This is a genomic window from Psychrobacter sp. Ps4 (genome assembly GCF_022129285.1).
Lineage (GTDB): Bacteria > Pseudomonadota > Gammaproteobacteria > Pseudomonadales > Moraxellaceae > Psychrobacter > Psychrobacter immobilis_A.
Window position 1 is genome coordinate 62,230 of record NZ_JADQAK010000013.1, and the last position, 25,964, is coordinate 88,193.

At 42.3% G+C, this 25,964-nt stretch carries 23 protein-coding genes; 18 read left to right on the forward strand and 5 right to left on the reverse strand.

All coding sequences use genetic code 11. The features are described 5' to 3' along the window. Nucleotides 1-192: 192 nt before the first annotated feature. The 10 genes from I3252_RS09090 to I3252_RS09135 all read left to right on the forward strand — a co-directional run bounded on the left by I3252_RS09090 (nucleotide 193) and on the right by I3252_RS09135 (nucleotide 8,920). Nucleotides 193-822, forward strand: a complete 630-nt coding sequence (locus I3252_RS09090; RefSeq protein WP_238034947.1) for a Sua5/YciO/YrdC/YwlC family protein — start codon at nucleotides 193-195, stop codon at nucleotides 820-822. Between the two features lie 123 nt (nucleotides 823-945). Next, nucleotides 946-1,464 carry a MarR family transcriptional regulator gene (locus tag I3252_RS09095; protein ID WP_045447558.1) on the forward strand — a complete coding sequence of 173 codons (519 nt, stop codon included), beginning with the start codon at nucleotides 946-948 and terminating at the stop codon, nucleotides 1,462-1,464. A gap of 163 nt (nucleotides 1,465-1,627) precedes the next feature. After that, nucleotides 1,628-2,581, forward strand: coding sequence for a fatty acid desaturase (locus tag I3252_RS09100; RefSeq protein WP_238034949.1), 954 nt, complete (start codon nucleotides 1,628-1,630; stop codon nucleotides 2,579-2,581). Between the two features lie 117 nt (nucleotides 2,582-2,698). Then, nucleotides 2,699-3,199: a hypothetical protein gene (locus I3252_RS09105; RefSeq protein ID WP_238034951.1), complete on the forward strand. Its 501-nt coding sequence runs from the start codon at nucleotides 2,699-2,701 to the stop codon at nucleotides 3,197-3,199. A gap of 23 nt (nucleotides 3,200-3,222) precedes the next feature. Next, on the forward strand, nucleotides 3,223-4,188 hold the full coding sequence (locus tag I3252_RS09110) for a TIGR01777 family oxidoreductase (RefSeq protein WP_238034953.1): 966 nt from the start codon (nucleotides 3,223-3,225) through the stop codon (nucleotides 4,186-4,188). Nucleotides 4,189-4,271: 83 nt separating this feature from the next. Continuing rightward, nucleotides 4,272-4,727 carry a hypothetical protein gene (locus tag I3252_RS09115; protein WP_238034955.1) on the forward strand — a complete coding sequence of 152 codons (456 nt, stop codon included), beginning with the start codon at nucleotides 4,272-4,274 and terminating at the stop codon, nucleotides 4,725-4,727. Nucleotides 4,728-4,842: 115 nt separating this feature from the next. Beyond that, nucleotides 4,843-5,700 (forward strand): fatty acid desaturase, encoded by an 858-nt coding sequence (locus I3252_RS09120; RefSeq protein ID WP_238034957.1) that lies wholly within the window; start codon nucleotides 4,843-4,845, stop codon nucleotides 5,698-5,700. Between the two features lie 237 nt (nucleotides 5,701-5,937). After that, nucleotides 5,938-6,399 (forward strand): DUF393 domain-containing protein, encoded by a 462-nt coding sequence (locus tag I3252_RS09125; protein ID WP_238034959.1) that lies wholly within the window; start codon nucleotides 5,938-5,940, stop codon nucleotides 6,397-6,399. Nucleotides 6,400-6,547: 148 nt separating this feature from the next. Beyond that, nucleotides 6,548-7,621, forward strand: a complete 1,074-nt coding sequence (locus tag I3252_RS09130; RefSeq protein WP_238034960.1) for a metallophosphoesterase — start codon at nucleotides 6,548-6,550, stop codon at nucleotides 7,619-7,621. Between the two features lie 156 nt (nucleotides 7,622-7,777). Beyond that, complete coding sequence (locus I3252_RS09135) at nucleotides 7,778-8,920, forward strand: metallophosphoesterase (RefSeq protein ID WP_238034962.1); 1,143 nt, start codon at nucleotides 7,778-7,780, stop codon at nucleotides 8,918-8,920. A gap of 109 nt (nucleotides 8,921-9,029) precedes the next feature. Here the strand turns inward: I3252_RS09135 and I3252_RS09140 are convergent, their stop codons facing one another. Then, complete coding sequence (locus tag I3252_RS09140; protein ID WP_238034964.1) at nucleotides 9,030-10,433, reverse strand: alpha/beta hydrolase; 1,404 nt, start codon at nucleotides 10,431-10,433, stop codon at nucleotides 9,030-9,032. A 455-nt stretch (nucleotides 10,434-10,888) separates the two neighbouring features. On the opposite strand from I3252_RS09140, the gene grpE reads away from it, so the two are divergent. Next, complete coding sequence (gene grpE / locus I3252_RS09145; RefSeq protein WP_045447584.1) at nucleotides 10,889-11,488, forward strand: nucleotide exchange factor GrpE; 600 nt, start codon at nucleotides 10,889-10,891, stop codon at nucleotides 11,486-11,488. A gap of 192 nt (nucleotides 11,489-11,680) precedes the next feature. Further along, nucleotides 11,681-13,624, forward strand: coding sequence for a molecular chaperone DnaK (dnaK, locus tag I3252_RS09150; RefSeq protein WP_045447587.1), 1,944 nt, complete (start codon nucleotides 11,681-11,683; stop codon nucleotides 13,622-13,624). 108 nt (nucleotides 13,625-13,732) lie between these two features. Here the strand turns inward: dnaK and I3252_RS09155 are convergent, their stop codons facing one another. Both I3252_RS09155 and I3252_RS09160 read right to left on the reverse strand, forming a co-directional pair. Continuing rightward, nucleotides 13,733-14,542: a methyltransferase domain-containing protein gene (locus I3252_RS09155; RefSeq protein WP_238034965.1), complete on the reverse strand. Its 810-nt coding sequence runs from the start codon at nucleotides 14,540-14,542 to the stop codon at nucleotides 13,733-13,735. A 74-nt stretch (nucleotides 14,543-14,616) separates the two neighbouring features. Beyond that, the gene (locus tag I3252_RS09160) at nucleotides 14,617-15,849 is read right to left on the reverse strand and encodes an 8-amino-7-oxononanoate synthase (protein ID WP_238034967.1); all 1,233 of its coding nucleotides are present in this window, start codon (nucleotides 15,847-15,849) and stop codon (nucleotides 14,617-14,619) included. 307 nt (nucleotides 15,850-16,156) lie between these two features. Between I3252_RS09160 and I3252_RS09165 the strand changes: the two genes are divergently transcribed. The 6 genes from I3252_RS09165 to I3252_RS09190 all read left to right on the forward strand — a co-directional run bounded on the left by I3252_RS09165 (nucleotide 16,157) and on the right by I3252_RS09190 (nucleotide 21,228). Continuing rightward, complete coding sequence (locus I3252_RS09165; protein ID WP_238034968.1) at nucleotides 16,157-16,702, forward strand: porin family protein; 546 nt, start codon at nucleotides 16,157-16,159, stop codon at nucleotides 16,700-16,702. Between the two features lie 111 nt (nucleotides 16,703-16,813). Continuing rightward, entirely contained in the window at nucleotides 16,814-17,356 is a 543-nt protein-coding gene (locus I3252_RS09170) for a porin family protein (protein WP_238034969.1), read from the forward strand. 209 nt (nucleotides 17,357-17,565) lie between these two features. Continuing rightward, the gene (locus tag I3252_RS09175) at nucleotides 17,566-18,114 is read left to right on the forward strand and encodes a porin family protein (RefSeq protein WP_238034970.1); all 549 of its coding nucleotides are present in this window, start codon (nucleotides 17,566-17,568) and stop codon (nucleotides 18,112-18,114) included. Nucleotides 18,115-18,298: 184 nt separating this feature from the next. Continuing rightward, nucleotides 18,299-18,796: an NfeD family protein gene (locus I3252_RS09180; RefSeq protein WP_087816353.1), complete on the forward strand. Its 498-nt coding sequence runs from the start codon at nucleotides 18,299-18,301 to the stop codon at nucleotides 18,794-18,796. Nucleotides 18,797-18,811: 15 nt separating this feature from the next. Continuing rightward, nucleotides 18,812-19,672 carry an SPFH domain-containing protein gene (locus tag I3252_RS09185; protein WP_238034971.1) on the forward strand — a complete coding sequence of 287 codons (861 nt, stop codon included), beginning with the start codon at nucleotides 18,812-18,814 and terminating at the stop codon, nucleotides 19,670-19,672. A 164-nt stretch (nucleotides 19,673-19,836) separates the two neighbouring features. Continuing rightward, nucleotides 19,837-21,228, forward strand: coding sequence for an esterase-like activity of phytase family protein (locus I3252_RS09190; RefSeq protein ID WP_238034972.1), 1,392 nt, complete (start codon nucleotides 19,837-19,839; stop codon nucleotides 21,226-21,228). Between the two features lie 278 nt (nucleotides 21,229-21,506). On the opposite strand, the gene hemN is transcribed toward I3252_RS09190, so the two are convergent. Together hemN and I3252_RS09200 are read right to left on the reverse strand one after the other, a co-directional pair. Continuing rightward, nucleotides 21,507-23,048, reverse strand: coding sequence for an oxygen-independent coproporphyrinogen III oxidase (gene hemN, locus I3252_RS09195; protein WP_238034973.1), 1,542 nt, complete (start codon nucleotides 23,046-23,048; stop codon nucleotides 21,507-21,509). A gap of 422 nt (nucleotides 23,049-23,470) precedes the next feature. Beyond that, the gene (locus I3252_RS09200; protein ID WP_238034974.1) at nucleotides 23,471-25,924 is read right to left on the reverse strand and encodes a penicillin acylase family protein; all 2,454 of its coding nucleotides are present in this window, start codon (nucleotides 25,922-25,924) and stop codon (nucleotides 23,471-23,473) included. Nucleotides 25,925-25,964 lie beyond the last annotated feature (40 nt).

Sequence of the window (25,964 nt, forward strand, 5' to 3'; positions counted from 1 at the left end):
TATTGACAAAATTGCTGACGATGTTTAGCAAAATTTAGCCATTTTAAGACCACTAAACGTACTAATGTGCTAATTGATGACACGCCCTAGGTAGCTGCTAATAAGGTCGCTTTAAACTTCGCTGCCCTAATTTTTCTTAGTCTTATGTTATGATGAGTGCTTAAATTTCTACCTTTTTGAAGCCTTTAAGCCATGGAAAAATCCACATCTTTTATTACTGATTCTGTCACTCAAGCTGCCAAATGGCTTAAAGAAGGACAGCTACTTGCTTATCCCACCGAAAGCGTTTGGGGTATCGGTTGTGACGCTTATGACGAAGCAGCCGTTCAACGTATTTTATCCATTAAACAGCGTCCACAAGCCAAAGGCATGATCGTCATTACTGACAGCGCTGAGCGTTTAAAGCCGTTACTAGAGCTTTTAGAAGAAGGTCAGCGCCAACAAATCATCAGGAGTTGGCAGGCAGATACTGACAGTATAGAGCTACAAGGTAAGCAAGCCCATACATGGCTACTGCCTATCCCTCAGACACTTGAAACGACTATCCCTCCTTGGATCACAGGGCAGCATCAAACAGTGGCAGTTAGAGTTATTGCGCATCCTATGATTCGTCAATTGTGCCAACAACTGGTCGACGTTCAAAACCCATTTGGGCTATTGGTTTCCACAAGCTGTAATCCATCAGGGCAACCGCCTGCTATGACTTTCACTGATGCCTATAGATATTTTGGCGAGCAAATCAGCTACTTGCAGGCTGACACTTTAGGCTATATTTTACCGAGCCAAATTCGTGATGCGACCACGGGTTTGGTCATTCGTTAGCACATGACAGTCAACCAAGCGATGAGTGTTATCTATTAATTTCACTATTGACAGAAATAAAAGAATAGCGCAAGATAAGTAAATAAAATAATCAAAACTTATAAATTAGAGTACATATTAACCATGAAACTAAATCCTGTGACCGAAAAATTTATCTTACATTGGGGTGAAATGGGCTCGCAGTGGGGCGTCAATCGCACCATGTCACAGATTCATGCGTTGTTATTCATCATTGGTAAGCCACTAAATGCTGAAGAAATTACCGAAACACTTGGTGTTGCTCGCTCTAACGTCTCAAACAGTATTAAAGAGTTGCAGCATTGGGGCTTAGTACAAAAGGTCTCGATATTGGGTGATCGTCGCGATCACTTCACGACCAATACTGACGTTTGGGAGCTGGCACGCATCATTGTGGTTGAACGACAAAAGCGTGAGCTTGAGCCAACTGTGCAGTTTTTACAAGAACTCATGGACAGTCCTGAATTTGAACATGAAAATAATGAGGTAAAGTCACGTATTCGTGATACCCAAGAATTCGTTAGTACCCTAACCACATGGTCATCTGAGATGCTTAAACTGCCCACAAGCATCCTCAAAAAAGTCCTAAAACTGGGCGCTAGTATTAAAAAGGTTTTACGTTAATAGTTAGCGGTGTAATTTAAAATAAAAAATTTACAATATAATTTCTGTTTTGACAGAAATATATGTAATATGTAATAAGTATAAAAGCCAGTTAAGTTTAAGTGAGATAAGTTTCTATAAAATAGCAGCAACCAAAAATAGCAATGACAAATGGATGTGTAAAATGACAGTCAATCAGACACACACTAATAAAGAGCCAGCCATTAAAAAGGCTATTGCTGCAGTCGAGTGGCAGGATTTGCGCCAGTTAACACGCGGTCAAATCGCTTACAACATTATTTTGCCTTATCCATTTTTGTTATTGTCATGGTGGTTCGCCAGCCACTCTTGGTATGTATTGGCATGCGGGGCTTCTTATTTATTCTTTGCTGCCGCATTTCGCCAAGCACACGATGGCTATCATCATAGTTTGGGTACAGGAAAACGTACGACCACCGCCATATTATTATTGCTTAGCGTGCTACTAATGACCAGTTTGCACAGCATTCGAGCCACCCACATGGAACATCACCGCAACCCATTGGGCGATAGTGATATTGAGGGCAGTCTAGCAAAGGGCTCATGGTGGCAAGCGCTGCTCGGCGGGATAACTTATCGACTCGATATTTATCGTCAAGGACTGCGCCTAAGTAGCCGTCGCAATCAAAAATTGGCGTGGCTAGAGTTTGCTTTGATTGGTTTAGTTGTCTTGGTTACCTTCGTACTGACCGTATTTCCTTTAACTGTTCCTGCTCTGACCATGTTAGCGCAAGTATTGATGTATCACATATTGACCATGATGTTGGCCAATGCCAGTGTTGGCATCATTGCGGTGTGGGGCGTGCATCATGATTGTGATGAGACAATCGCCCGAACTGAGCGCAATCCTTTGGTCAACTTGCTGACCTTTAATTTGCTTTATCACGTAGAGCATCATCTCTTTCCTGCTGTGCCATCCAATCATTTACCGACGCTTGCCAAGCGTTTAGATGCAGCAACGCCACATCTGACCAAAGAACATGTATTGCCAAGTATGGTTAACGTCATAGATTTTATTAATCATCGTTGGAACCAATTAAAGAATAAATCTCAAAATAGTAATGATAGTGACTGTCCTATTCGTAAGCGTTTTGCTTAATCAGTAGGCAAAACAAAATCAAGATACTTATCCACCAATTATCCACATGAATTTCATTGGCTTTGGCAACGCCGTATTTATACTGAATTAACGATGAATGTTAATGGGATAAATAGAATGAAAACGAATAATGAGTTAGGTGTGTATCCTTATCTACAAGTGATTATTTTGTTTGCAGGGCTTGGTAGTATGATTGATGGGTTGATTTCAGAACTGGGTTTATTGTTTGTTTTTAGGAATGCGGACTTTGCGCAGATTGGTTATCAGCCATTGCTATATGTTGGTCTGCTTGGTTTTATTCCTGCTTTATTAACGGGTGTTATCGTCGCTTATAAGAATATATGGCGCGGTGATCATAAGAGTCTAAGCACGACATTTTTAGTGGGGTTTATAACGTCAGCAGGTTATATGGGTGCAATCATCCTATATTTAGGCATCAACTCATGGATAGAGGTTGGCGTGCTACTGGCCTTTATGATTGGTATAGGATTGTTTGGCGCAATCAATTCAGCGATTGCCAGCCGCATTGCTTTACCAAAAGTATGTAAAAGTCATTTTGATGTTAGTACTAAAAAAGTAGACGATAACTATAACGGATTAAGTTTTACTAAACGATAAGCGAAAAATATAGGGAGTAGGACATGAATATTTTAATCAGTGGTGGCTCAGGCTTTTTAGGCAGTGCTTTTAGTGACGAGCTTATCAAACGTTATCGTACGCAGGATAAGGACTTACACATTACATGGCTAACACGCGATAGCAGCCAAACGCATCCTGAAGCGATCAGCATGATGACCTACGATGAGCTAGCGAGTTCGGATAAAAGCTTTGATGTTATCTTAAATCTAGCAGGCGCAGGCATTGCTGACTCGCGCTGGAGCGATGCGCGCAAAGAGCAGTTGCTCGCCAGCCGTATCAAGCCTACCGAATCCTTATTGGCATTTATGAAGCGCACCAGTATTAAGCCCAAGCTAATGGTCAGCGGCTCTGCGATTGGCTGGTATGGCGCACAAGGCGATAAACCTCTTACCGAAAGCAGTGGTTTCAAAACTGATTTTGCCCATCAATTATGTCATGAATGGGAGCAGTTAGCGCTCAAAGCCACTGAACATGGCGTGCCTGTGGCTATCGTGCGCACTGGGGTGGTTATCCATCCTGATGGTGGGATGCTTGGTAAGTTATTAACCCCATTTAAAATGGGTCTCGGTGGACAGTTGGGTGATGGCAAGCAAATCATGAGCTGGGTCAGTCGTGAAGACTGGGTTGGGGCGGTGATATTCATCATTGAAAAATATCTTGCTAATTATGCGGACACTCAGACTACCGATGATCACTCGTTAGAAACTATCAATGACACGCCAGTGCTGGTGTATAACCTTACTGCGCCTAATCCAGTGACCAATCATACTTTTACCAAAACGCTTGGAGCATGGCTACACCGGTCCACCTTTTTTACTTTACCCAATTTTCTGCTTAAGCTGATATTTGGTGAGATGTCGACTTTATTAATTGATGGTCAAAAAGTAGTGCCGCAAGCATTACAGGACGCAGGTTATGATTTTAAACAGCCAACACTGAAGCAAGCTTTAGAAGAGCAGAGTTCGTAAATCATTAAGCGATTGTTTCATGTGAAACATTATTATTATTTACATCATGCTTTGTTTCATGTGAAACCTAAATAGAGGTGTGTATGAGTGATATTGAGATTAGCGCTACAGCCACAGCGTCCAGCTATCCTAAAGGTAAGGTGATAGGAGTTTATGGATCGTTGGGAGGTGCGATAGGTGGTCTGATTGTCTTCTTATATATGATTGTGATGTTTGTAATTGACGGTAATATTTTTAGGCAAGAGTTAACAGATATTTTCAAAATGCTATTAGCTTCTATTGTAGGCGGATTCTTTTTTGGTTTGCTCCCTACGTTAGTAGCTGGATTAACTATATGTAAGTTGAAGATAGTCTTTGATTCCATACTAAAAATAGTACCGTTATTCTTCATTGGATTCTTTAGTACTTTTATATTTTCAGTTTGGATTATAGCAACAGATATTTTTTTAGAGAAAATAATATTTGGATTGGTTGTTAGCTTGATAGGTGGAGCCAGCGCTATCATCACAGGTTTAATAGCACTACCTAAACATAAATAAAATTTAAATAATAATTTCACTATTGACAGAAATAAAGTAAATTAAAACAGCCGATTAAATTAAGTGGTCGCGCCAGCAAGACAGCTACTGCTTATCACCAAGTAAGGAGAACATCATGCGTCATCCTTCGTTAGCCAGTGTTGAATGGCAAAATTTGCGTCAGCTTAGTCTGAGCGAGACCGTTTATAATATTTTCTTATCTTTACCTTTTTTATCATTGTCATGGTGGAGCGCGTGGCAAGGGTGGTGGTTACTTGCACTTGTGGCGACATTTTTCTTTTTTACTGCCGCACTGAGACAAGCGCACGATTGCTATCACCGCACTTTAGGGGTGAGTAAAGTCGCCACAGAGCTCATGCTGTTTCTTCTCAGTATCACGATGCTCTGTAGCACGCATGCTATTCGGCATACTCATCTTAACCATCATATAGATCCACTGGGTGACAGCGATGTCGAGGGTAATTGGGCTCGTCTGCCTTGGTATCAGGCGATATTGGGAGGCGGACTTTTCTCGATTGCGATTCAGTGGTTTGGCTTGACGCATGGTAGCCACCGCAATCGTATGCTCGTTGGCTTTGATCTGTTGCTCATTTTCGCAGTGATTGCCACCGCTTTTATCACGATGCATCCAGTTTTGATGTATCACGTATTGGTAATGATATTGGCCAATATCATGGTGGGATTCTTTGCCGTATGGAGTGTCCATCATGGTTGCGATGATGTGGTATATGCCCGCAGTGAGCGCCATCCATTGATTAATTTACTGACTTTTAACTTACTCTATCACATCGAGCATCATCTGTTCCCAGCGGTACCGACCAACCATTTACCAACACTGGCCAAGCGCTTAGATGCCGCCGCACCGCAGTGGACGCAGCAGCCAGTAATTCCCCTTTTAGCCTCAGTCAATCAGTATCAAGAATCTAGGGTGACTGAAAAATCCAATGCCCATCCACATCACTTTGATATTTAGCTAGAGTCGGTTCAAGATAGTCAAGAAGCTTTAGAATCGCTACAAGGCGACCGACCGCAGATAGTATATTGAGTACATCTAGGGCGGGTAACACCGTAGCGGTTTGAAAGTGCTCTGCCTATATAATTTGGATACAAGGAAGGCGAGCGAAATTACTACAAATAGTAGACTAAGCGAGCCTGACACCGTATCTGATTTATATAGGATTGACTATATCACTCAGAAAGGAGTCGTAAGATGATTATCCAAAATCATATCAACAGTTATAGAGAGCAATCAAATTTATCTATTACCATGTACTACGATGATGCGTGCGTGATATGCAGCACCGAGGCGCATAATATGAAAAAACGTCAACCGGAAAAGATACACTTAGTTCCTGTAGAAGAGGGGCTTGATGAGTTAGCAGTCGCAGGATTTAGTCGCAATGATGCGATGACTTATATGTGTATGCAAGACAGCTACGGCAATTGGTACACGCACATGGATGCCGTGCGGTTGCTCTACAGAACGGGCGGCGTTAAATGGTCACCGTTGTTGTTTTTGCCAGTAGTCAAACAACTTGGCGACCTCGCTTATCCGTATGTCGCGCGTAATCGCTATAGAATTCCAAACTGGGTGACCAAGTTGGTTTATGGCAAAACGGTGATGCAAGCTTGTGACAATGGCGTTTGCAAAATAGCACCAAATAAACGTTAAAGTACGTTTACTGGCAACCATTTAGTTTTGTGGCAACAGCACTCTAGACGTAAAGCGTATGAAGTTTTCGTGGAAAAAAGGAGGCTATATCCAGAGCATCAAATTTTTCACGTAAGATAGCGTTATCTTTATCTAAGCAGACTTGATTATGTGGTTCTTTATTGTTTTCACTCAGTTGCTAGCTGTTATGACCAGCGTGCTTCTCTGCTGGTTTGTAAAGCCAAAAACGACTGCTGCAAAAGCTGCACTGATAGCTGTTGTCTTTATTATTAATAATAGTGCTCTCATTTATGGTTTGACTGAGTTTTGGTACGAACGCTTTTATGTCTATTTAGTCATCAGTATTTTGCAAGGTTTTATGTTTTATGCGGGTTTGATAACTGCTGTAGTTGCGCTCCTTGTCTATCGGCTCTTTAAACAAAAATCTCGTCCAATACTCTTGCGCGCTCTATCTGTCACGATTTATATAGCCATTGTTAGCTTAGCCGTATTTAATGCCTACTCGCCCGAAGTACATCGATTGACGGTCACTACAGCTAAGCCGCTGGCTAAGCCAATGAAGATAGCGCTTGTCTCTGATACGCATCTGGGCAGATGGTTTGGCCATCGGCAGATAAAGAAAATGGTGCGCCTTATCGATGCGCAACATCCCGATGTCGTGGTTATCGCTGGTGACATTATGAATGACAATACCATTGCTTACGATAATACCAATATGCATGAGCAGCTATCAAAGCTAAAGGCGCCGCTTGGCGTCTATGCGACTTTAGGCAATCACGATTATTTCGGTTATGACCAACAGATCACACAGGCGGTGGAAGAGGCTGGCATCAAAGCGCTTGATAATGAGAGTGTGCTATTAGATGATTCAGTATGGCTGGTGGGGCGCTCAGATGATATCGATCGTACTAGACTGTCAGCCGAGGAATTATTGACGCAAGTAGACACAGATAAACCAGTGATATTTTTGGAACATCGTCCTAGCGCGATGGATGAGGTCAGCGCCCTGCCAGTCGATTTGCATCTGTCTGGACATACCCATGGCGGGCAGATATTTCCGTTAACGCTATTGATGGATTGGTTGACACCACTAAACTATGGTAGTAAAAAAATAGCCGATACGCAGTTTTTGGTGACCTCTGGTTATGGCATTGGTCCCGTACCATTTAGACTGGGAACGCGTTCTGAGATTTGGATAATTACGTTGCAGTCTGGTGTATGAGCCATTTAAATAAACAGTGTTACCCTAATGATAAAGCCTCTACTATATCTAAATGGTAGAGGCTTTTATTTGCTGTTAGGCTGGCTGATAGCTATTTTGCTTGTATTGTCAGCTAAAAACATACTGCATGGCTGCCATCATACTCAAGGATTTTTCATGCGCTACGCATTTTTTATCACCATTTTTGTGCTATTGCAGCTGTTTAGTGTCGGTGCAGCTCTAAGCGTGCAATGGTGGTTACAGCCTTGGCAGACAGCAGGTTTGCAAACTTCGGTATGGGTCATCGTATTCGTTATTACCAACGGTTTGCTGCTACTCAGTGTCAATAGAGCATTTGCCAATAGCTATCGCTGGATCAGTGGTTGGATGTTAGTTATGCATTTCATGCTATTGACGGCTTTAGTTACGAGTCTATTTTATGGTGGCTATTGGCTAATTACATCGCTAACTGGTGATGCGCTCGCTACACCGGCTACCGTCGATTTTGGGTTGCGAATATTGGCGTTGGCAATATTTATCGGGTTGTTTTTCTATGCCCTATACAGTGCTTATGTGCCTGTGGTACGTGAGTTATCTATTGATATTGATAAACCTTTGGCTAAGCCATTACGTATTGCGGTCGCAAGTGATTTGCATATCGGGAGACTGTTTGGTAGCGGTGCAATAGATAGGCTGCATCATCTTATGGTAAAAAATACAGCAGATATATTGCTGATGCCGGGCGATATCATGGATGACAATATACAGGCATTTACTGATTATAATATGGCGAAAAACTTGGCGGAGTTATGCAAAAGCCTGCCATATGGGGTCTATGCGACTTTAGGCAATCATGATTTATACGGGCACGAGCAGCCGATTGTCCAAGCGTTGCGTGCTGCTGGCGTGCAGTTGTTAAATGATGAAGTAACCGGTATCGAGCATGAAGGTCAACCAATCTGGCTGGTTGGGCGTTTTGATAACCATAAAAGACAGCGGGTAGCCACAGCCGATCTACTAGCCCAAGTTGATACTACACAGCCTGTAATACTGCTAGATCATAGACCAAGTGATATTGCTGAGCACAGTCAAATGCCGATTGATTTACAGCTCTCAGGGCATACTCATAACGGTCAAATATTTCCCGCCAACTTCATTGTCAGTGCCATCAACTGCTTGGGTTATGGCTATGAAGCCATTGGCAAAGGACACTTTGTGGTGTCATCTGGTTACGGCTTTTGGGGTATTCCATTTCGCTTGGGTTCGCGCTCAGAGATTTGGCTAATCACTGTGAATGGTCAGGTTGGAGATAACGTTTAAGCAAGTCATATTTAAGAAAACAATGCTTAAAAAAGTAACGTTTAAATAGTGGCAGTGCCATTCTATTTTATAAGTAAACAGGCACTCTCTTATACAACTGTATTGATAACTATGCCGCTAATTGTGACTGGGTATTGATAACGTCACGCACAAAACTCGCAAACCCTTTAATAATATCGCCTGTTTCTTGTCCGATACCTTGATGAATACTCATAAAATGAATAAAACCATGCGGCGCACCCAGAATGGTATGAGTCTCAACTGCTATACCATGCACCTTTAATTGCTTTGCATAAGCAAATGCTTCATCACGTAATACGTCTAATTCTGCGGCGACAATATAAGTCGGGCATACTTTACTATTATCACCAAGCATCGGACAGTTAAGGATATGCTGGCGTGGCAAGGGGCTGTTATCTAAACAAGCGGCATCAAATACAGCCACATCGGCATGATCCAATAATAATCCCTCACCATATAACTCCCAACTTGGATAATCCGTTTCGATATCCGTCACAGGATATAAAGGCATTTGTGCAAGTGGCTTTGGTAAGCGCTCTAATAAATCGAACATTTTTTGACCTGCACTGCCCAGATCTGACCATGCGACTTGCGAGGGCGCAGTAAGTTGCTGAGCAATCAAAGTGGACAATCCGCCGCCAGCACTATCGCCTGCTAGCACGATTCGCGAGGGTAAAGCACCTAAGGTATGGCAATGCTCAGCCAGCCAAGCGTAAGCAGTGATACAGTCTTTTAATGCGGCTGGTGCGGGATGCTCAGGCGCTAAGCGATAATCAACACTGACTATCGGCCAGCCCGTCTGCTCACAAACCGCGTGGCAAAATTCATGATGGGTATTGACATCACCAATACAAAATCCACCCCCATGAAAATATAACAGCACTGTTTCATCAGAATTATGAGTATCCGCTTTTTTGAACCCTAAGCCATGAGAGCTCACGTCTGATTGATAACAGCGAATGGTCATATCGCCATCATCAGCGTTGGCAATCACTTTGTCTTCCCAATGCACAAGCTTCTGATTTTTTTTCGTAAATCGCTTCATGTTGCCGATGATATTGTCACTTGCTTGCTGCCATACCTGCGGCGCTTGCATCGCCACGGCGTCAGTAGCGAACCTTTCGCGCAGCTCATGCATTGGTGTCAGCTCAAGAGGCGTTTTAAGTTTACTATTCACCGCGAGAATCAAACGCAGGTGAGCATCGGCGTGAAGGTATTGTTTTGAGGTCGGTCCTTTCCAATAACCAACCAAGCTCTCTAATAGTGGCGTTGGCAGATAGCCGACTCCTTTCATGGCATAGTGCAAGGTATGCGGCTGGCAAGTCGTCAACGGGTTATAGCTAAGTACTTTTTGTTTGGCGGTCAAACGATTCTCTTGAGTGCCATTTTCTTCTTTTATACCTTTATCTATACGATCTGTTGATGCGAGCTTTATCGTCATCAGCGCTTTATTTAATAGCGCATTGATTGATAACACGGTTGATTTAGACATAACACTTCTCGTTGATGATTGTCAGTATGCGTTGTCATATATGAGCATTCACTTTGACATGAGCCATACTATTTAATAGCAATAGTAGAGTAATCAAAAATAAAGTTGAGTATTGTTTGGTAATGGCTTATGTACCAATGGTAAGTTTTTTGGAATAAGTACTGCTTTCTTGTAGCTTGTGTTAACGAACGTGGATAGTCATTTACCACCTATGAAATTCTGTTTTGAGCACTTTAATCCAGATTTAGGCAATATTTGTTGTAAATTAGAAAAATTCCCTTGGCTTAGGCTTGAAATTTAGCTCCATCACCTTTATCAAACAGCTAGTAGAAGGTACTCATAACAACAATGTGTAAGACGGGTTAATTATTTAATAAGAGCACAGTATCCCTAGTAAATAGTGAGCTTGTTGCCTCTTATATAAATTGTCATTATTAAAATTCTAAGGAGCTATCATGAGCGAGCAAAATACCAACCACGAATCGCCTGAGCAAAATGTGGCGCATGACAATATTGAACACAGTGACAGTATTTTAGAAGAAACCATGAAAGAGTTTGATCCAAAGCATAACTCAGGTGAAGAAATGACCATCGAAAATGAAATCGATCTCGACACCTTTAAAGCGCGCATCGCTGAACTAGAAGGTGAAGTGAAGCAAGCTAAAGAAGTCACCGCTCGTGCCAATGCTGAAGCTTACAATGCACAAAAACGCATGGAGCAAGAGGCGGATAAGAGTAAGCGTTTTGCCTTGCAGAAATTTGCCAAAGAGCTATTAGAAGTGGTCGATAATTTAGAACGCGCCATCGAAAGCGCCCATGCCGATGACCCTGTTACAGAAGGGGTGAGACTGACGCACAAAGCGTTATTGGACGTATTAAATAAGAACGGCGTCGAAATGGTTGACCCACAAGGCGAGAAATTTAATGCTGATTTGCACGAAGCAGTGGGTATTGATGAAGAAGCGGAAGCTGATACTGTCGGTACTGTATTACAAAAAGGTTATAGCTTGAACGGTCGTTTATTACGCCCAGCCATGGTACGTGTTGGGCAGTAGTACTAAAAATTGGATTTTTAATGTGCTAAACCCTACTATTATTAAGGGTTTTCACAAAAAGTCACACGAAAGACAAATTTTGCATGATGATTGACTTGAAAAAATCCATAAGTAAACCGATATATATAGCAACAAGAGATCAACCACGGTCTGAATAGATAAATACTTAAAACAAATTAGGAGCAAATAATTATGGGTAAAGTAATTGGTATTGATTTAGGTACGACTAACTCGTGTGTCGCAGTGATGGAAGGTGACAAAGTCAAAGTCATCGAAAATGCTGAAGGTACTCGTACAACGCCATCTATCGTTGCTTATAAAAACGATGAAATTTTGGTGGGTCAGTCAGCCAAACGTCAAGCGGTCACCAATCCAAACAACACGTTGTTTGCGATTAAGCGTTTGATTGGTCGTCGTTTTGATGACAAAGTCGTGCAAAAAGACATCGGCATGGTACCTTACAAAATCGCCAAAGCGGATAACGGTGATGCATGGGTAGAAATTAACGGTAAAAAATTAGCACCACCACAGGTTTCTGCTGAAATCTTGAAGAAAATGAAAAAAACAGCAGAAGACTATCTTGGTGAAACTGTTACTGAAGCAGTTGTAACCGTACCAGCTTATTTTAATGACTCACAACGTCAAGCAACAAAAGACGCGGGTAAAATTGCGGGTCTTGATGTAAAACGTATCATCAACGAACCAACAGCTGCGGCTCTTGCCTATGGTATGGACAAGAAGCAAGGCGATAGCACGGTTGCTGTTTATGACTTGGGTGGTGGTACTTTTGACGTATCAATCATCGAAATCGCTGACGTTGATGGTGAGCAGCAGTTTGAAGTTTTAGCAACCAATGGTGATACATTCCTTGGTGGTGAAGACTTTGACTCAGCATTGATTGATTATTTAGTTGATGAGTTCAAAAAAGACCAAGATGTCAATTTGAAAGGTGACTCATTGGCGATGCAGCGTCTAAAAGAAGCGGCAGAAAAAGCGAAAATTGAGTTATCAAGTGCCCAAAGTACTGAAGTGAACTTGCCTTATATTACTGCAGACAGCAATGGTCCTAAGCATTTGGTGGTCACTATCAGTCGCTCAAAACTTGAGAGCTTAACTGAAGAGTTGGTACAACGTACCATGGGTCCTTGTAAGATTGCCCTTGAAGATGCTGGCATAAAAATTGGTGACATCGATGATGTTATCTTAGTTGGTGGTCAGACTCGTATGCCACTGGTACAGCAAAAAGTACAAGAATTCTTCGGTCAGGAGCCACGTAAAGATGTGAACCCTGATGAAGCAGTAGCGGCAGGGGCTGCGATTCAAGGCGCGGTATTGTCTGGTGAAAAAACAGACGTATTGCTACTTGATGTGACGCCACTAACGCTTGGTATCGAAACGATGGGTGGTGTCATGACACCAGTTATTGAGAAAAACACCATGATTCCTACTAAGAAATCACAGGTATTCTCAACGGCTGAAGACAACCAACCAGCTGTGACCATCCAGGTTTATCAAGGTGAGCGTAAAATCGCTAACCAAAATAAACAGCTTGGTCGTTTTGATTTGACGGATATTCCACCAGCACCACGTGGTCTACCGCAAATTGAAGTTACTTTTGACATCAATGCTGACGGTATCATGAATATCTCAGCAACTGACAAAGGTACGGGTAAAGCGCAAAGCATCCAGATCAAAGCAGATTCTGGCTTGACGGATGAAGAAATCGAGCAAATGGTTCGTGATGCAGAAGCCAATGCTGCAGAAGACGAAAAATTCGCTAACTTAGCGCAAGTTCGTAACGAAGCAGATGGTCGTATTCATGCGGTACAAAAAGCGTTGAAAGATGCTGAAGATAAGGTAACTGCTGAAGAAAAATCAACAGTAGAAGCTGCTATCTCTGAGCTTGAAGCGGTGATGAAAGAAGATGATCATGATGACATCAAAGCCAAGCTTGAAGCATTAGACAATGCCTTCTTGCCAGTTAGTCAGAAGATTTATGCTGATGCAGGCGCAGGTAGCGAGGGCATGGATCCAAGCCAGTTCCAACAAGGCGCGGACAATGCAGCAGATAGCAACCAAGCTGATGATGACGTCGTTGATGCTGAGTTTACTGAAGTAGACGAAGACAAAAAATAATTGCGATTTAGTAGCTAAACGCAGTTAAAACAAAAAACGCATCCTTCGGGGTGCGTTTTTTTATGGCTGTTATTTATAAGAAGTATCCTACCACTCTATATCTTGTCTTCATGACTTAAAGGCACTCACTATCAGTACTTCATAAGTCAAATGAACGATAGGCTGACCGGCGTCATCTTGCGCCGAAAAATGTTGCCAATAATCAGACTCAAACTGTTGCAAGCGTGCCTTGGTCCACATAAAGGGCTGGGTACTGTTGGCTTTTACTTGCGTCTGATTGGTCGATACGCCCGTCAACTTCATATGTTTTAGGATAGCGTAAGGACTGGCAAACGGTAACTCGAAACGCTGAGTGGACAGTTCAATTTCCTCAAATCCAGCACTAATCAGTGCCAATCGCCATTCAATGATATCGGGATAGTGAAGACCTTGATCCGTTAGAGTCTTTATTTGCAAAAAGTTATTTGGCGTAAAAGTGTTAAACAGTAGTTGACCTCCAGCTCGCAAATGGTGTACTGATTGCGCAACAAAGTTTAAGGGATCATCAAACCACTGCACTGCATTGGCACTGATTATCAAGCTATGCCCATCCTCAAAGTTCATCGTTTCAGCATCGCCAATTGCTATGTCAGCATTGGGCAATATGGATTGTAAAGTAGCCGCTTGTTCAGTGCATAATTCATTGATCAGCCAATATTGACTTTGAATGTGTGCTGCGAGTAGACGGGTCATTTGACCAGTTCCTGCACCGACTTCAAGCACACTGTCGTGTTCAGTGTGAGTGAGTTTGTCTATTAAATATTGACAGACTTGCTGCTGAACATTGGCATGCTGATCATAGTCGCTGGCATTGGCAAAATGACGAGCGATGGTTTGTTTTCTGGGGCTAAAGTTATCAGGCGTGGCGAGTGTTTTCATACGGTTTATTATATCCAAGTGAGCCAATTATCAATCGATAGCAGGACTGACGTCGCTGATGTATAACAACAGATTTATAATTGTTGTATCAATTGTTCGCAGTCTTCATCTGTCAGCTTGGCATTCATCACCAAACGGATACGAGCGGTGTTTGCAGGCACAGTGGGTGGCCTGATAGGCAGGGCGTAAAAACCTGCTGCTTGCAATTGTTGTGCTTTGGCAAGCGTGCTGGCATTGTCACCCAAGATGTAAGGCACAATCGGTGAGTCATAGTGTGGATGCTGGATGTTCTGGGACACACGGTATCTTGGGTCGATGGCTTGACTAAGCTTGGTAGATAACCGCGCTAAATGCGCCCGTTGATTATTTAGCATTGGCATTTTTGCTAAAATAAATCGCGTCCATGCGTGATTGATAGGGGGTAATGCAGTACTAAAAATGAGTGGACGCATGCGGTTAATTAGCCATTGCTTGACGACATCATCGCACATGATATAAGCACCCACCGAGGCAAATGCTTTACCGAAAGTACCGACCAAATAGTCAATATCAGCCAATGTCTGCGTTTCTTCCGCTAGTCCCAATCCTGTATCACCTAATACACCGATGGCATGAGCCTCATCGACATACAGTTCGATACGAGCATCGCTAGCTTTTAATTTTACCAGTTGACATAAATCCGCACGATCACCATCCATACTAAAAATGCTCTCAGTGACAATAATGATGCGCTCAATGTCTGGCGCTGCCTGCTCAATAAACATCGCCAAATGTTCATAATCATTGTGACGATAACGACGATAGCTGACAAGTTTGCTTTGGCTCAAACGCAACCCATCGATAATGCTGGCATGTACCAGTTTGTCAGCTAAGATCAGTGTTTTGACTGGCAATGCTGTGAGGGCTGGCAATATACCAAGATTGGCATGATAGCCGCTATTCAATACCAACACCGATTTTGAGGCAGAGATATCACGTTTGCCGATAGTGGTTTGATACCATTCCTGCAACTCAGACTCTAGCGCTTGTAGCTGTGCATCATTTCCAGTGAGCAAGCGTGAGGACGTCGCACTCATTTTAGGCATTTGTGCGACTGATAGCGGTGTTAGTTGGCTGAGAAATTCGTTTTGTAATTCGGTGTCGCCGCCTAAGCCCAGATAATCGTTACTGGCGATATTGAGTAAGGTTTTACCTTCGCTAATAACGTATTGCCCATGATGTTGGAGATTGGGTAATTGACGATATTGTTGGGTGGCTTTGAGTGCTGTAAGCGCTTCTTGTAAGCGGCTAGTTATACGTCCAGTCATTATTTTTACCTTAAAATATTCGGTATCTCTTATGGTTTTATGCTTATTTCTGCTAGAAAGGCGATGAAATGAGTAGGGATTATTGCATAAACTCAGTGGTTGTAACAAAAGATTTCATATCTTTGCCTTTGTAACCCAAGCACTGATAAATACTTGCAAATCTTAACTCTCATACCATCAAACACTGACAGACGATTTGAAATAGTTTGTTACTATATACCCATCGTTAGCAAACAAGGCGATAGGGCTATCAAAGCCAATATAAATAGATAACTTGTTTGTCCAAATTGATTTTAAGGAGCTAATAATGAAAACTCTACAAAAAACGCTACTTGCACTAGCAGCTGGTTCTTTGTTAACTGTTGGCGCACAGGCCGCTACTTCTTATAGCAACGGTTACACTGGTCAGCCGTATGTCGGCGTCAAAGTCGGTCAGTTTGATCTAGATATCGACAATGCAGATGATCCAACTGCTTATGGTGTCTACGGTGGTTATAACTTCGATCAAAACTTTGGTGTCGAAGCAGAGTATATAGGTTCAGATGATGCTGATTATAAAAACGGTGACCTTGATGCCAAAACTTATGGCGCATATGGTACGGCACGCTACCAGTTCCCAAATACTGGCTTATACGCTAAAGGTAAGCTAGGGGTTGCTAAAACTGAAGTAGAAGGTGATTACACTGTCGGTCCAGTTAAAGTTTCGAGATCTAGCAGCGACACAGGTCTTGCTGGTGGTGTAGGTCTTGGTTACTCAGTGAATCCTAACTTTGGTGTCGAAGCTGAATACTCAATGATGGACAGTGATGTCGATGCCAAGCTACTTACTGTTGGCGCTCAGTTGAAGTTCTAAAGCCAAAACGATTTATCAGCTAAACGAGTGAGAGAAGATGGCAATAATAATCTTTTCTCATCCACATACTTTATAGACAAATAATTAAAAATATAACCCTAGGGGAATACTATGAAAACTTTACAAAAAACGTTACTTGCATTAGCAGCTGGTTCTTTATTAAGCATGAGTGCACAAGCTGCCGTATCTTATGGCAACGGTTACACTGGTCAGCCATACGTTGGTGTAAAAGTCGGTCAGTTTGACCTAGATGTAAACGGTGCTGACAAGCCAACTGCTTATGGTGTCTATGGTGGTTACAACTTTGATCCTAACTTTGGTATCGAAGCAGAATATGTAGGTTCAGGCGATGCCGATTATTATAACGGTGATATCGATGCCAAGAGCTATGGCGCGTATGGTACTTATCGTTATCAGTTCCCAAATACTGCGCTATATGCCAAAGGTAAATTAGGTGTTGCTAAGACTGAAATCGAAGGTAACTATATCGTTGAAGACTCTAACAGAAAAACCATTTCTAACGACGATACCAGCCTTGCAGGTGGTGTAGGCCTTGGTTATTCGGTTAACCCAAACTTCAGTGTCGAAGCTGAATATGACATGTTAGGTAGCGACGCAGATCTAATGACTGTTGGTGCTCAGCTAAAATTCTAAGTTTTTGATTAGCAGTATGATAACTAAAAAACGCACCTTTCGAGGTGCGTTTTTTTGTACGATAAAAAGCACTGTAAGCGTCATTAAAAAAGAGTGCATTTGAAATAAGGTTCTGTTAATATCTCGAATTCGACAATAGTTCAGCTAACTTATATGCTCTGTTATTTTCATTCAGATGGTATTTTTAGTTTTATTTAACAGGAAGATATATGAATACTTTACAAAAAGCTTTGATCGCCCTATCAGTTGGCTCTTTATTGAGTGTCAGTGCGCAAGCGGCAGTTAACTATGCAGGTCAGCCGTATGTTGGTGTAAAAGCTGGTAAGTTCATGGTAGATGCTGATGGTCTAGATGATCCTACTGCTTATGGTATTTATGCTGGTTATAACTTTGATCCTAACTTTGGTGCTGAAGTTGAATATGTAGGCTCTAGTGACACTGATGTTGATACAGGTACCAGACTTCTTAAAGGTGAATATGACCTTAAAACTTATGGTGCTTACGGTACTTACCGTTATCAATTCCCTAATACTGGTTTATATGCCAAAGGTAAGTTAGGATTTGCTAAAGCTGAGATTGATGCGTCTTTAAGTGACGTACTTGGAAACACTATTAGTGAAAGCGATAGCGATAGTGGTGTTGCTGGTGGTATTGGTTTGGGTTATAACTTTAACCCTAGCATGAGCGTTGAAGCTGAATATGATTATGTCGCTGAAGATATTACTCTATTGACTTTAGGTGCTCACATTAAGTTTTAATAAGTTGATTAAAGAAAAAAGAAACGATCGCTTTGGCGGTCGTTTTTTTATGCTCTAAGTTTTAATATGTGCTTCTCATATTTTTCGAAGTATACACATCATATATTGATGATTTTTAAGAAATTATTAACACCAAAAATGTGCTACATTAAAAGTTAGAATGATAAAGAGAGGGAATGTAGTGATGATGGAGATGCTGTGGATGATTGAACCTTGGCACTGGTTAGTCTTAGGTTTTATATTGCTGATCATTGAGATGTTTGTACCGACATTCGCCAGCCTTTGGTTTGGTGCCGCTGCCATCATCGTTGCCGCGCTTTCGTGGCTATTGCCTATTTCTGTCTCTGTGCAAATTATTATTTGGTTGGTGCTTTCTGCCATATTCTTACTGGCATGGTTCAAGTTTATTAAACCCTTATCAGTAGATCGCACCAAAGCAGGCTTGGGTGGTAGTGTTATCGTTGGTGAAACTGGCATGATTATCGTCCAGCCGCAGCCAGATAGAGCGGGCACTGTCAGATTCAGTGTTCCTATTGTTGGAGCAGCGGAGTGGATGTGCCGCACTACGGGTGAGCCGGTGGCGGTCGGCGATCGAGTGGTGGTGACTGATATTGTCGGTAATGAGCTGATTGTGAGCAGTATGAAATCGCAGGCAGCGATTAATAAAGACATGCAATTATAATAATAGGGAAGAATTATGGAAAGCTTCAGCATTGTCATGGTGGTTTTGGTTGCACTGGTTGTCTTTACGGTTTTCAAAGGCGTTCGAATCGTGCCACAAGGTTATAAGTGGGTGGTGCAGCGATTGGGCAAATATAGCCAAACACTAGAGCCGGGTCTCAACCTTATTATTCCTTTCGTTGATAATGTTGCTTATAAAGTGACGACCAAAGACATTGTTCTTGATATTCCCTCACAAGAGGTCATTACGCGAGACAACGTTGTTATTATTGCCAATGCCGTGGCGTATATAAATATCGTGCGCCCAGATAAGGCTGTTTATGGTATTGAAGATTATGAATATGGTATTCGTAATCTGGTGCAGACGTCACTACGTTCAATTATCGGTGAGATGGATCTTGATAGTGCATTGTCTAGCCGTGATGAAATCAAAATGAAGCTAAAGCATGCGATATCAGAAGATATTGCGGACTGGGGTATCACCCTAAAGACAGTAGAAATTCAAGATATTAATCCATCGCAAACGATGCAAGCATCAATGGAAGAGCAGGCGGCGGCAGAGCGTCTGCGCCGTGCGACAGTGACTCGTGCTGATGGTCAAAAGCAAGCGGCTATCTTAGAGGCAGATGGACGTTTAGAGGCGTCACGTCGTGATGCCGAAGCACAAGTGGTATTGGCGAGAGGTTCTGAAGAGTCTATTCGCCTGATTACTAATGCAATGGGCGAGGAAGAGATGCCTATTGTCTACTTACTTGGTGAACAATATATTAAGGCGATTCGTGAGCTGGCAGAGTCTGACAATGCAAAAATGGTGGTATTACCTGCTGATATTTTAAGTACCATCAAGGGTATGGTGGGTGACAAGCTTAAGGTTTAATAAATAATGTGTAGCCATGTGTTATAGCATTAACTCTTAAAATGGTCAGTGAGCTTATTGGGCGCTGGCTATTTTTTCGACTGTCAATTGTGCTGAACGCTACATCTAATAAATTACTCATATGGTTCGTTTAACAAGAATAAAATATATATCAGGGATAAAAAATGACGATACAAAATATTAATACAGAAATCATTCAAATAAAAGACTTTATCCAAGGCACGGCACTACCTTATACCGTGCTCGATGATACGCATATCAATGCTGCGTATCCTGAGAGGAAGCTTGAGATTAGAGGGGGTGGTTTTGGCTCAGATGCAGCGGCTCATCCAACCAATGCCAATCAATTTTATGTGCTCACTGATCGCGGTCCCAATGCGGATTTCGAAGGTAGTGCAGGCAAAGGTAAACAGTTTTTAGTACCTGACTATACACCGCGCATCGGATTGTTTGAGCTACAAGCAACCGGGCAAATTATTAAGATCAAAGAGATACTACTAAAAGACGCAAATGGCAATCCTATCTCTGGGCTACCGAATCCACAAGCACTCGGCGGAACTAATGAAGTCCCTTACGATGTCGACGGCCAGCCGATGACCATGAATCCTAATCTACCTTTTGATGCAGTGACCAATCCTATCAAAAACGATATCGATGGTTTAGATCCTGAAGGTCTTGCTGCGCTCACAAATGGCAGTTTTTGGATCAGTGATGAGTATGGTCCTCATTTGGTTCATTATAATGCGCAGGGGGTGGAGATTGAGCGTATCAATGCATTTGCGAGCGATCAGCGCAATAATGTAATGGTTAATGGTCAGCCGATTTTACTACCAGCAGAATTTACCAAACGTCGTGCAAATCGCGGTATGGAGGCATTAACGATTACTCCAGATCAGAGCACACTGGTGGGTATTATGGAGTCTTCTATGGACAACCCTGATCAGTCAGGTCGTGTCTCTAGTTTGACGCGCATCGTCACTATCAATCTATACTCTGGTCAAATAGCACAGTATTTGTATCGTCTCGATCATGCTCACCATGTGACTTCGGGTATCGTTGCGATTAACAATCACGAGTTTTATTTGATTGAACATGATCGCAAGTTTCCGCTGCAAGACAAGTCTGCGCAAAAGCTCATTTATAAAATTGACCTCTCGCAGGCGACTGATATTGAGAATATTTTAAATACAGATAATATCAAGCAAGATCATGTATTGGGTTTAACGATTAATGAACAAACGCTGGAGCAGCTTATTGCAGCCGATGAAAAAAATTGGCAATTGCTGAAGGCATTGGCAATCAAACCAGTCAAGAAAACCTTGGTAGTCGACGTTCTCGCAACTGTAGAATATCCGCATGATAAGTTAGAAGGTTTGTGGTTGCGTCAAGATGGCTCATTGGGTCTACTAAACGACGATGACTTTGCGATGACCGATTCAATGATTGCCAACGCTAAAAGCACAATTGAGCAAAAATATTTAGACAGTGAAAAAGCAATAGAAGATGCAAATAGGCTATATATGGTGATGCCTTCTGAATGTGGTGATGTCTACTGAGTAGGCTATGGCATGTCCTCAATTCAATTGATCATATCTAAACGGGCTAAAAATGGCTAAATTTTGCCAAACATCGTTAAATAGCTGGTTAATATCCCGATATTATCTGCGCTATTTTCCTCGTTTGACGGCAATTTATCTCATTTTTATCACCATTTTTGAAACGAGGACACGCCCTAGAGGTATTTTTTGTCAATCATCAGCTTTATTAAACACCATAAAAAAGACCTCAAGTGAGGTCTTTTTTATGACTGCTTTTAATTTATGGAATCACTCAATCAAATAACTTTTGAGAAACGATTTTTATGTTTTTTCTCAAGATATTCATCAAATACCATGGCGACGTTACGACCTAACAATCGACCTTTTGGTAGCACGCGAATACCAGCCGCGTCCATATCGATGAGCTTGTCTTCTTGCATGGCGCCAAGCTGTTGAATCTCATTGATAAAGTAAGTGATGGCATCGATACCAAATTTTTGATTGACGTCTTTAAAATCGATATAGTCGTGACAGAGTAGATTCATAATCACATATTCACGCAAGCGATCTTTGATAGATGTTTTGATGACTTTTACCGCAGGCATTGCAGCCGAGTTACTTTGTGCAGCATCGATATTCGCTTGATAAACTGATAAATCTGTATCATTTTGCAAAATATAGCGGGTATTGGCATTGGCAATTTGACTGATAGAGGAGACGCCGAAGCCCAATAAATCACAATCGCCCATGATGGTATAACCTTGAAAGTTACGATGCAGTTTGCCCTCACGCTGCGCCACGGCTAATTCATCATCAGGCTTGGCGAAGTGATCAATACCGATATATTGATAGCCAGCTTCGGTCAGCGTATTGATGGTATTGCCAAGCATTGTAAGCTTGGCTGCTGGGTCTGGTAAATCGGCTTCTTTAATCTGGCGCTGGGCCTTAAAACGTTCTGGCAAGTGTGCGTAATTGAATACTGACAAGCGATCCGGCGACATCTCGATGATACGGCGCACCGTTTTATCTAAGGTTGCGGGTGTTTGATGCGGCAAGCCATAAATCAGGTCGATATTGATAGAGTGAAAACCTAGATCACGCGCCTCATTTAACACATTTTCAATGAGCTCTGCTGAATGTACACGATTGACGGCGATTTGGACCGTTTCATCGAGGTCTTGTACGCCTAAACTGATACGGTTAAAGCCAAGATTACGCAATACTTTTAACGTCTCGCCACTCAGCTCACGTGGGTCAATTTCAATAGAGTAATCGCCTTTGTCTTCAGGTAAGAATTCAAACTGAGTTTGTAAAAACTCCCACAGTTGAACCATTTCTTCATCACGCAAAAATGTTGGCGTACCCCCACCCAAATGCAGCTGTTTAACGAGGGGTTTGCTACTACCTTCTGGGACAGGTAGCAGGCGGCGTTTGTGCTTAATCTCAGCGATTAAATACTGCAAATAATCGCCTGAGTCGCTATTTTTCTTGGTGATAATTTTATTACAAGCGCAGTAATAGCAGAGGTGACGACAGAATGGAATATGAAAATATAAAGACAGTGGTGCACGAGCTTCACGGTTCTGAAGGATCTTTGCCTCAAGACCAACAGAGATGGGTGAGAACTCTAAAGCGGTCGGATAGGAGGTATAACGTGGTCCTGAACGATTGTATTTATTAATAATAGCTTCATCAAAGGCAGGTAGCTGCTTACTCATCATACTGCCACGCGTACTGGCATAAGGACTTTCTGATTGCATAACAGGGCGTGTCGTGGTCGGTTGCTCTCCTGCACGATTGTAAGGCTGCTGAGTATTTAATTCTGAATGTTCTGTCATGCGGTATTCCTCGTTTTGACCTTGAGTATTACTGTTCTTACATCTCTAACGACCAAATATCTGAAAGCCAGTAGGTGTTTGATAGATGATTAATAACCATAATAAGTTTGTTATCAATAATAATTTTCACAGCGCTATATGCTGCTAAATTGATAGCCATCAATAAGCACTAGTATAACAAATCCTTGTTTGCAGTGGGGTGGTCGGCGAGTTTTCTTACATACAAACTGTCTATGATAAGTCCATTTGATTTTGGCAATTATACTCATACCCCTCTTGCGGTTAGCTGGCTAAGTGCTGGCATCATGAGGAATCGACGATATTCAAACAGGCTGCTTCCATAAAGTGAAAAAAACCTCAGCATATATCTGAGGTCTTTTTATCACTAATTTAAGTTATCACTAATTCAAGTTACGTCAAACTTATTCTTTTAGCTGGATTCTATTGCCAACGGCTTGGTTGCTAACGTCACTAGCATTGAAGGGTAGGCGAATCCATTCTTTAGCTGAATAGCGACGACTCTGGTCACGATGGAACGGTCGAGTAGTATCAGAAGCTTGCGAGTAACCTAATAAGGCTTCTGCTACAGGGCCAGCGCTATTAAAGGTAACGCTTTGCATATATGTCGGACCAAAATTAATGAGGTAGTTTGCGCCATCATTAGCGCTTGTGCCTCTCGTTTCTGCAACATTGAATACACCTTCACGACCAAAGCCACCATGCATAGCAATACGCTCATCGTTTTTACTAGCATCAACGATATACTGCAAATCAGATAAAGACGCATCAAGAGCGATGTTTTTATCTTGGAAGAACTTAATGGAATCTCCTAAAGCAGTACGTGTATCCGCACTAATAATTAAACCACGAGGCGTATTGACTGGGTCTTTTGCATCAAATTTAACACTGAATATCGTATCCGTCGTTTCATTAAAATCCACATTACGCCAAAACTCTCTAAAGACATGAGCGCCTTTACTCTCTAAATTATTACGACGATCCCAATTACTCAAGATATTACAAGCATTAGTTGCATCAATAGTAGAGCCACCTGTCAAAGGCATGCTAGCATTCGCTCGACAATCTGCTAATACGTCGTCGAGTACCAACTCAGCGACATAGCTGCGGTTACCATAGACGACCTCTTGCATATTGTTTAAATTGAACTTAGTACCGCCCAAGTTATCTTTATTACTGAATCGATCTTGTATTTGAACCAGTCCCATACGTGAGCGCATAAGCAAGGGAACACCATCTGCTGGACTAGCACCTAAGAAGGGGGCTAAACGACGACGTAGGAGCGGTGAAAATCCAGTCAGTGGTTGCTCTAAATTGCTTAACCAATAGCTATCATTCGAGTTAGCAACATAATCATCGCGGATCAAGAAAGGTAAGTTTGAGCGCCCAAAGATACCTGCTTGCGGTGAGTCTGTATCAACTCCCCATTCACAGGCAGCGGTACTACCATTCAGTGCTGGCAAGTCAGAGGCAATTAACGCACCAAGGAAGGGGCCAGATGCAGCACTACTACAAGCTTCAAGCTTAGCTTTGGTCACATTTGGTACGGTTGAGATGTCAGCATAGAGTGCCTTACCATTACGGTCGGTAGCAATAGTATTAACAAATCCAAGACCAAGGACGCTTTGCAGTCTATCGACTAAGTCCTCAACGCTCGTAGCCTTATTCATACTACGCCACTGATTGAGTGCTCTTGGGTTTTCAGAGGCGGCATCACGAATAGTATAAGCTAGATTATTAGCGCCCCATGCTGGTAATTGACCATTGAGCAAATTGACCGCTAACATAGGTCCATATTGTGAGACATAAATATTGTGAACCTGCGTCTGATTATTTGGTAGCTGAATAGTGACAGGAACGGTTTCGATATCGCGCTGCTCAGTCACACCAGCGCTATTAGTATAATTGTATTTGAGAGGATCTCCATCAACTAGGCTCAGCTGATAAAGCGTAAAACGTTTGGCAGTGGATACGGTATGGCTCCAAGCCACGTCTTTATTAAAACCGATGTTAGGGAAAGGCTGACCTTGTTGAGCCGCGCCCATTACATCCAGCTCACCTGGCATCGTTAAGTGAAATTGATAGAAACGTTGGACGCCATCCCATGGCTCATGCGGATTGCCATACATGACCCCGCTATTAGTACCAGTCACCTCCTTACCAAAGGCATAGGCATTACTACCGCCACTCATCGCATTAATCGTATCCATATTGAATGCAGGTGCTGACTCTACGACAGGATTTGCGACTGGAACACTACGCATTCTTGAGCTATTCTGAATGCCAGAAATAGAGGGCGGTGCCGCTGCTACAATGGGACCGACAAAATTAGATAAGCCACCACGTAGATTGGCTTTACCGTAGACCGTCAATAAATCATCGAGAGTAATCTCGCGTACCCATTCAGTATTGGCACAAGCAGGATCGATATTAGCCACGCCTTTGTCACGTAGATAACGGCTATAGCCTGCAGCATAACCTGTCACAGCATCAATGACTTCGGGATCTTGAGCTGCTAAAAATTCAGCTTTTCGCTTGTCAGTGTTGTACCACGTATAAAAAGCATCGCTAGCCAAATTACCGTCAGCGCCTAGATACAGCATACTCTGACCGCTAGCGACTACAACTTCACGTGCTAGTGAGCAGAAGTTATCTTCTGCGAATGCATAACCGACGCCATAACCCAGACCTTTGTAATCCTTTGCAGTGATGTGCGGTATACCGAACTCAGTGCGCTGAATATCGGCTTCATAATTAGTGGAAGGGGATATGACATCATCGTCATTGAAACTATTGTCGCTGTCTGAGCAGCCGAATAGTCCTAAAGAGACTGCTACTGTCAGTATAGCCAATCCCACTTAAAATTGTTATAAACTAATTATCAAACCTAATTGCTAT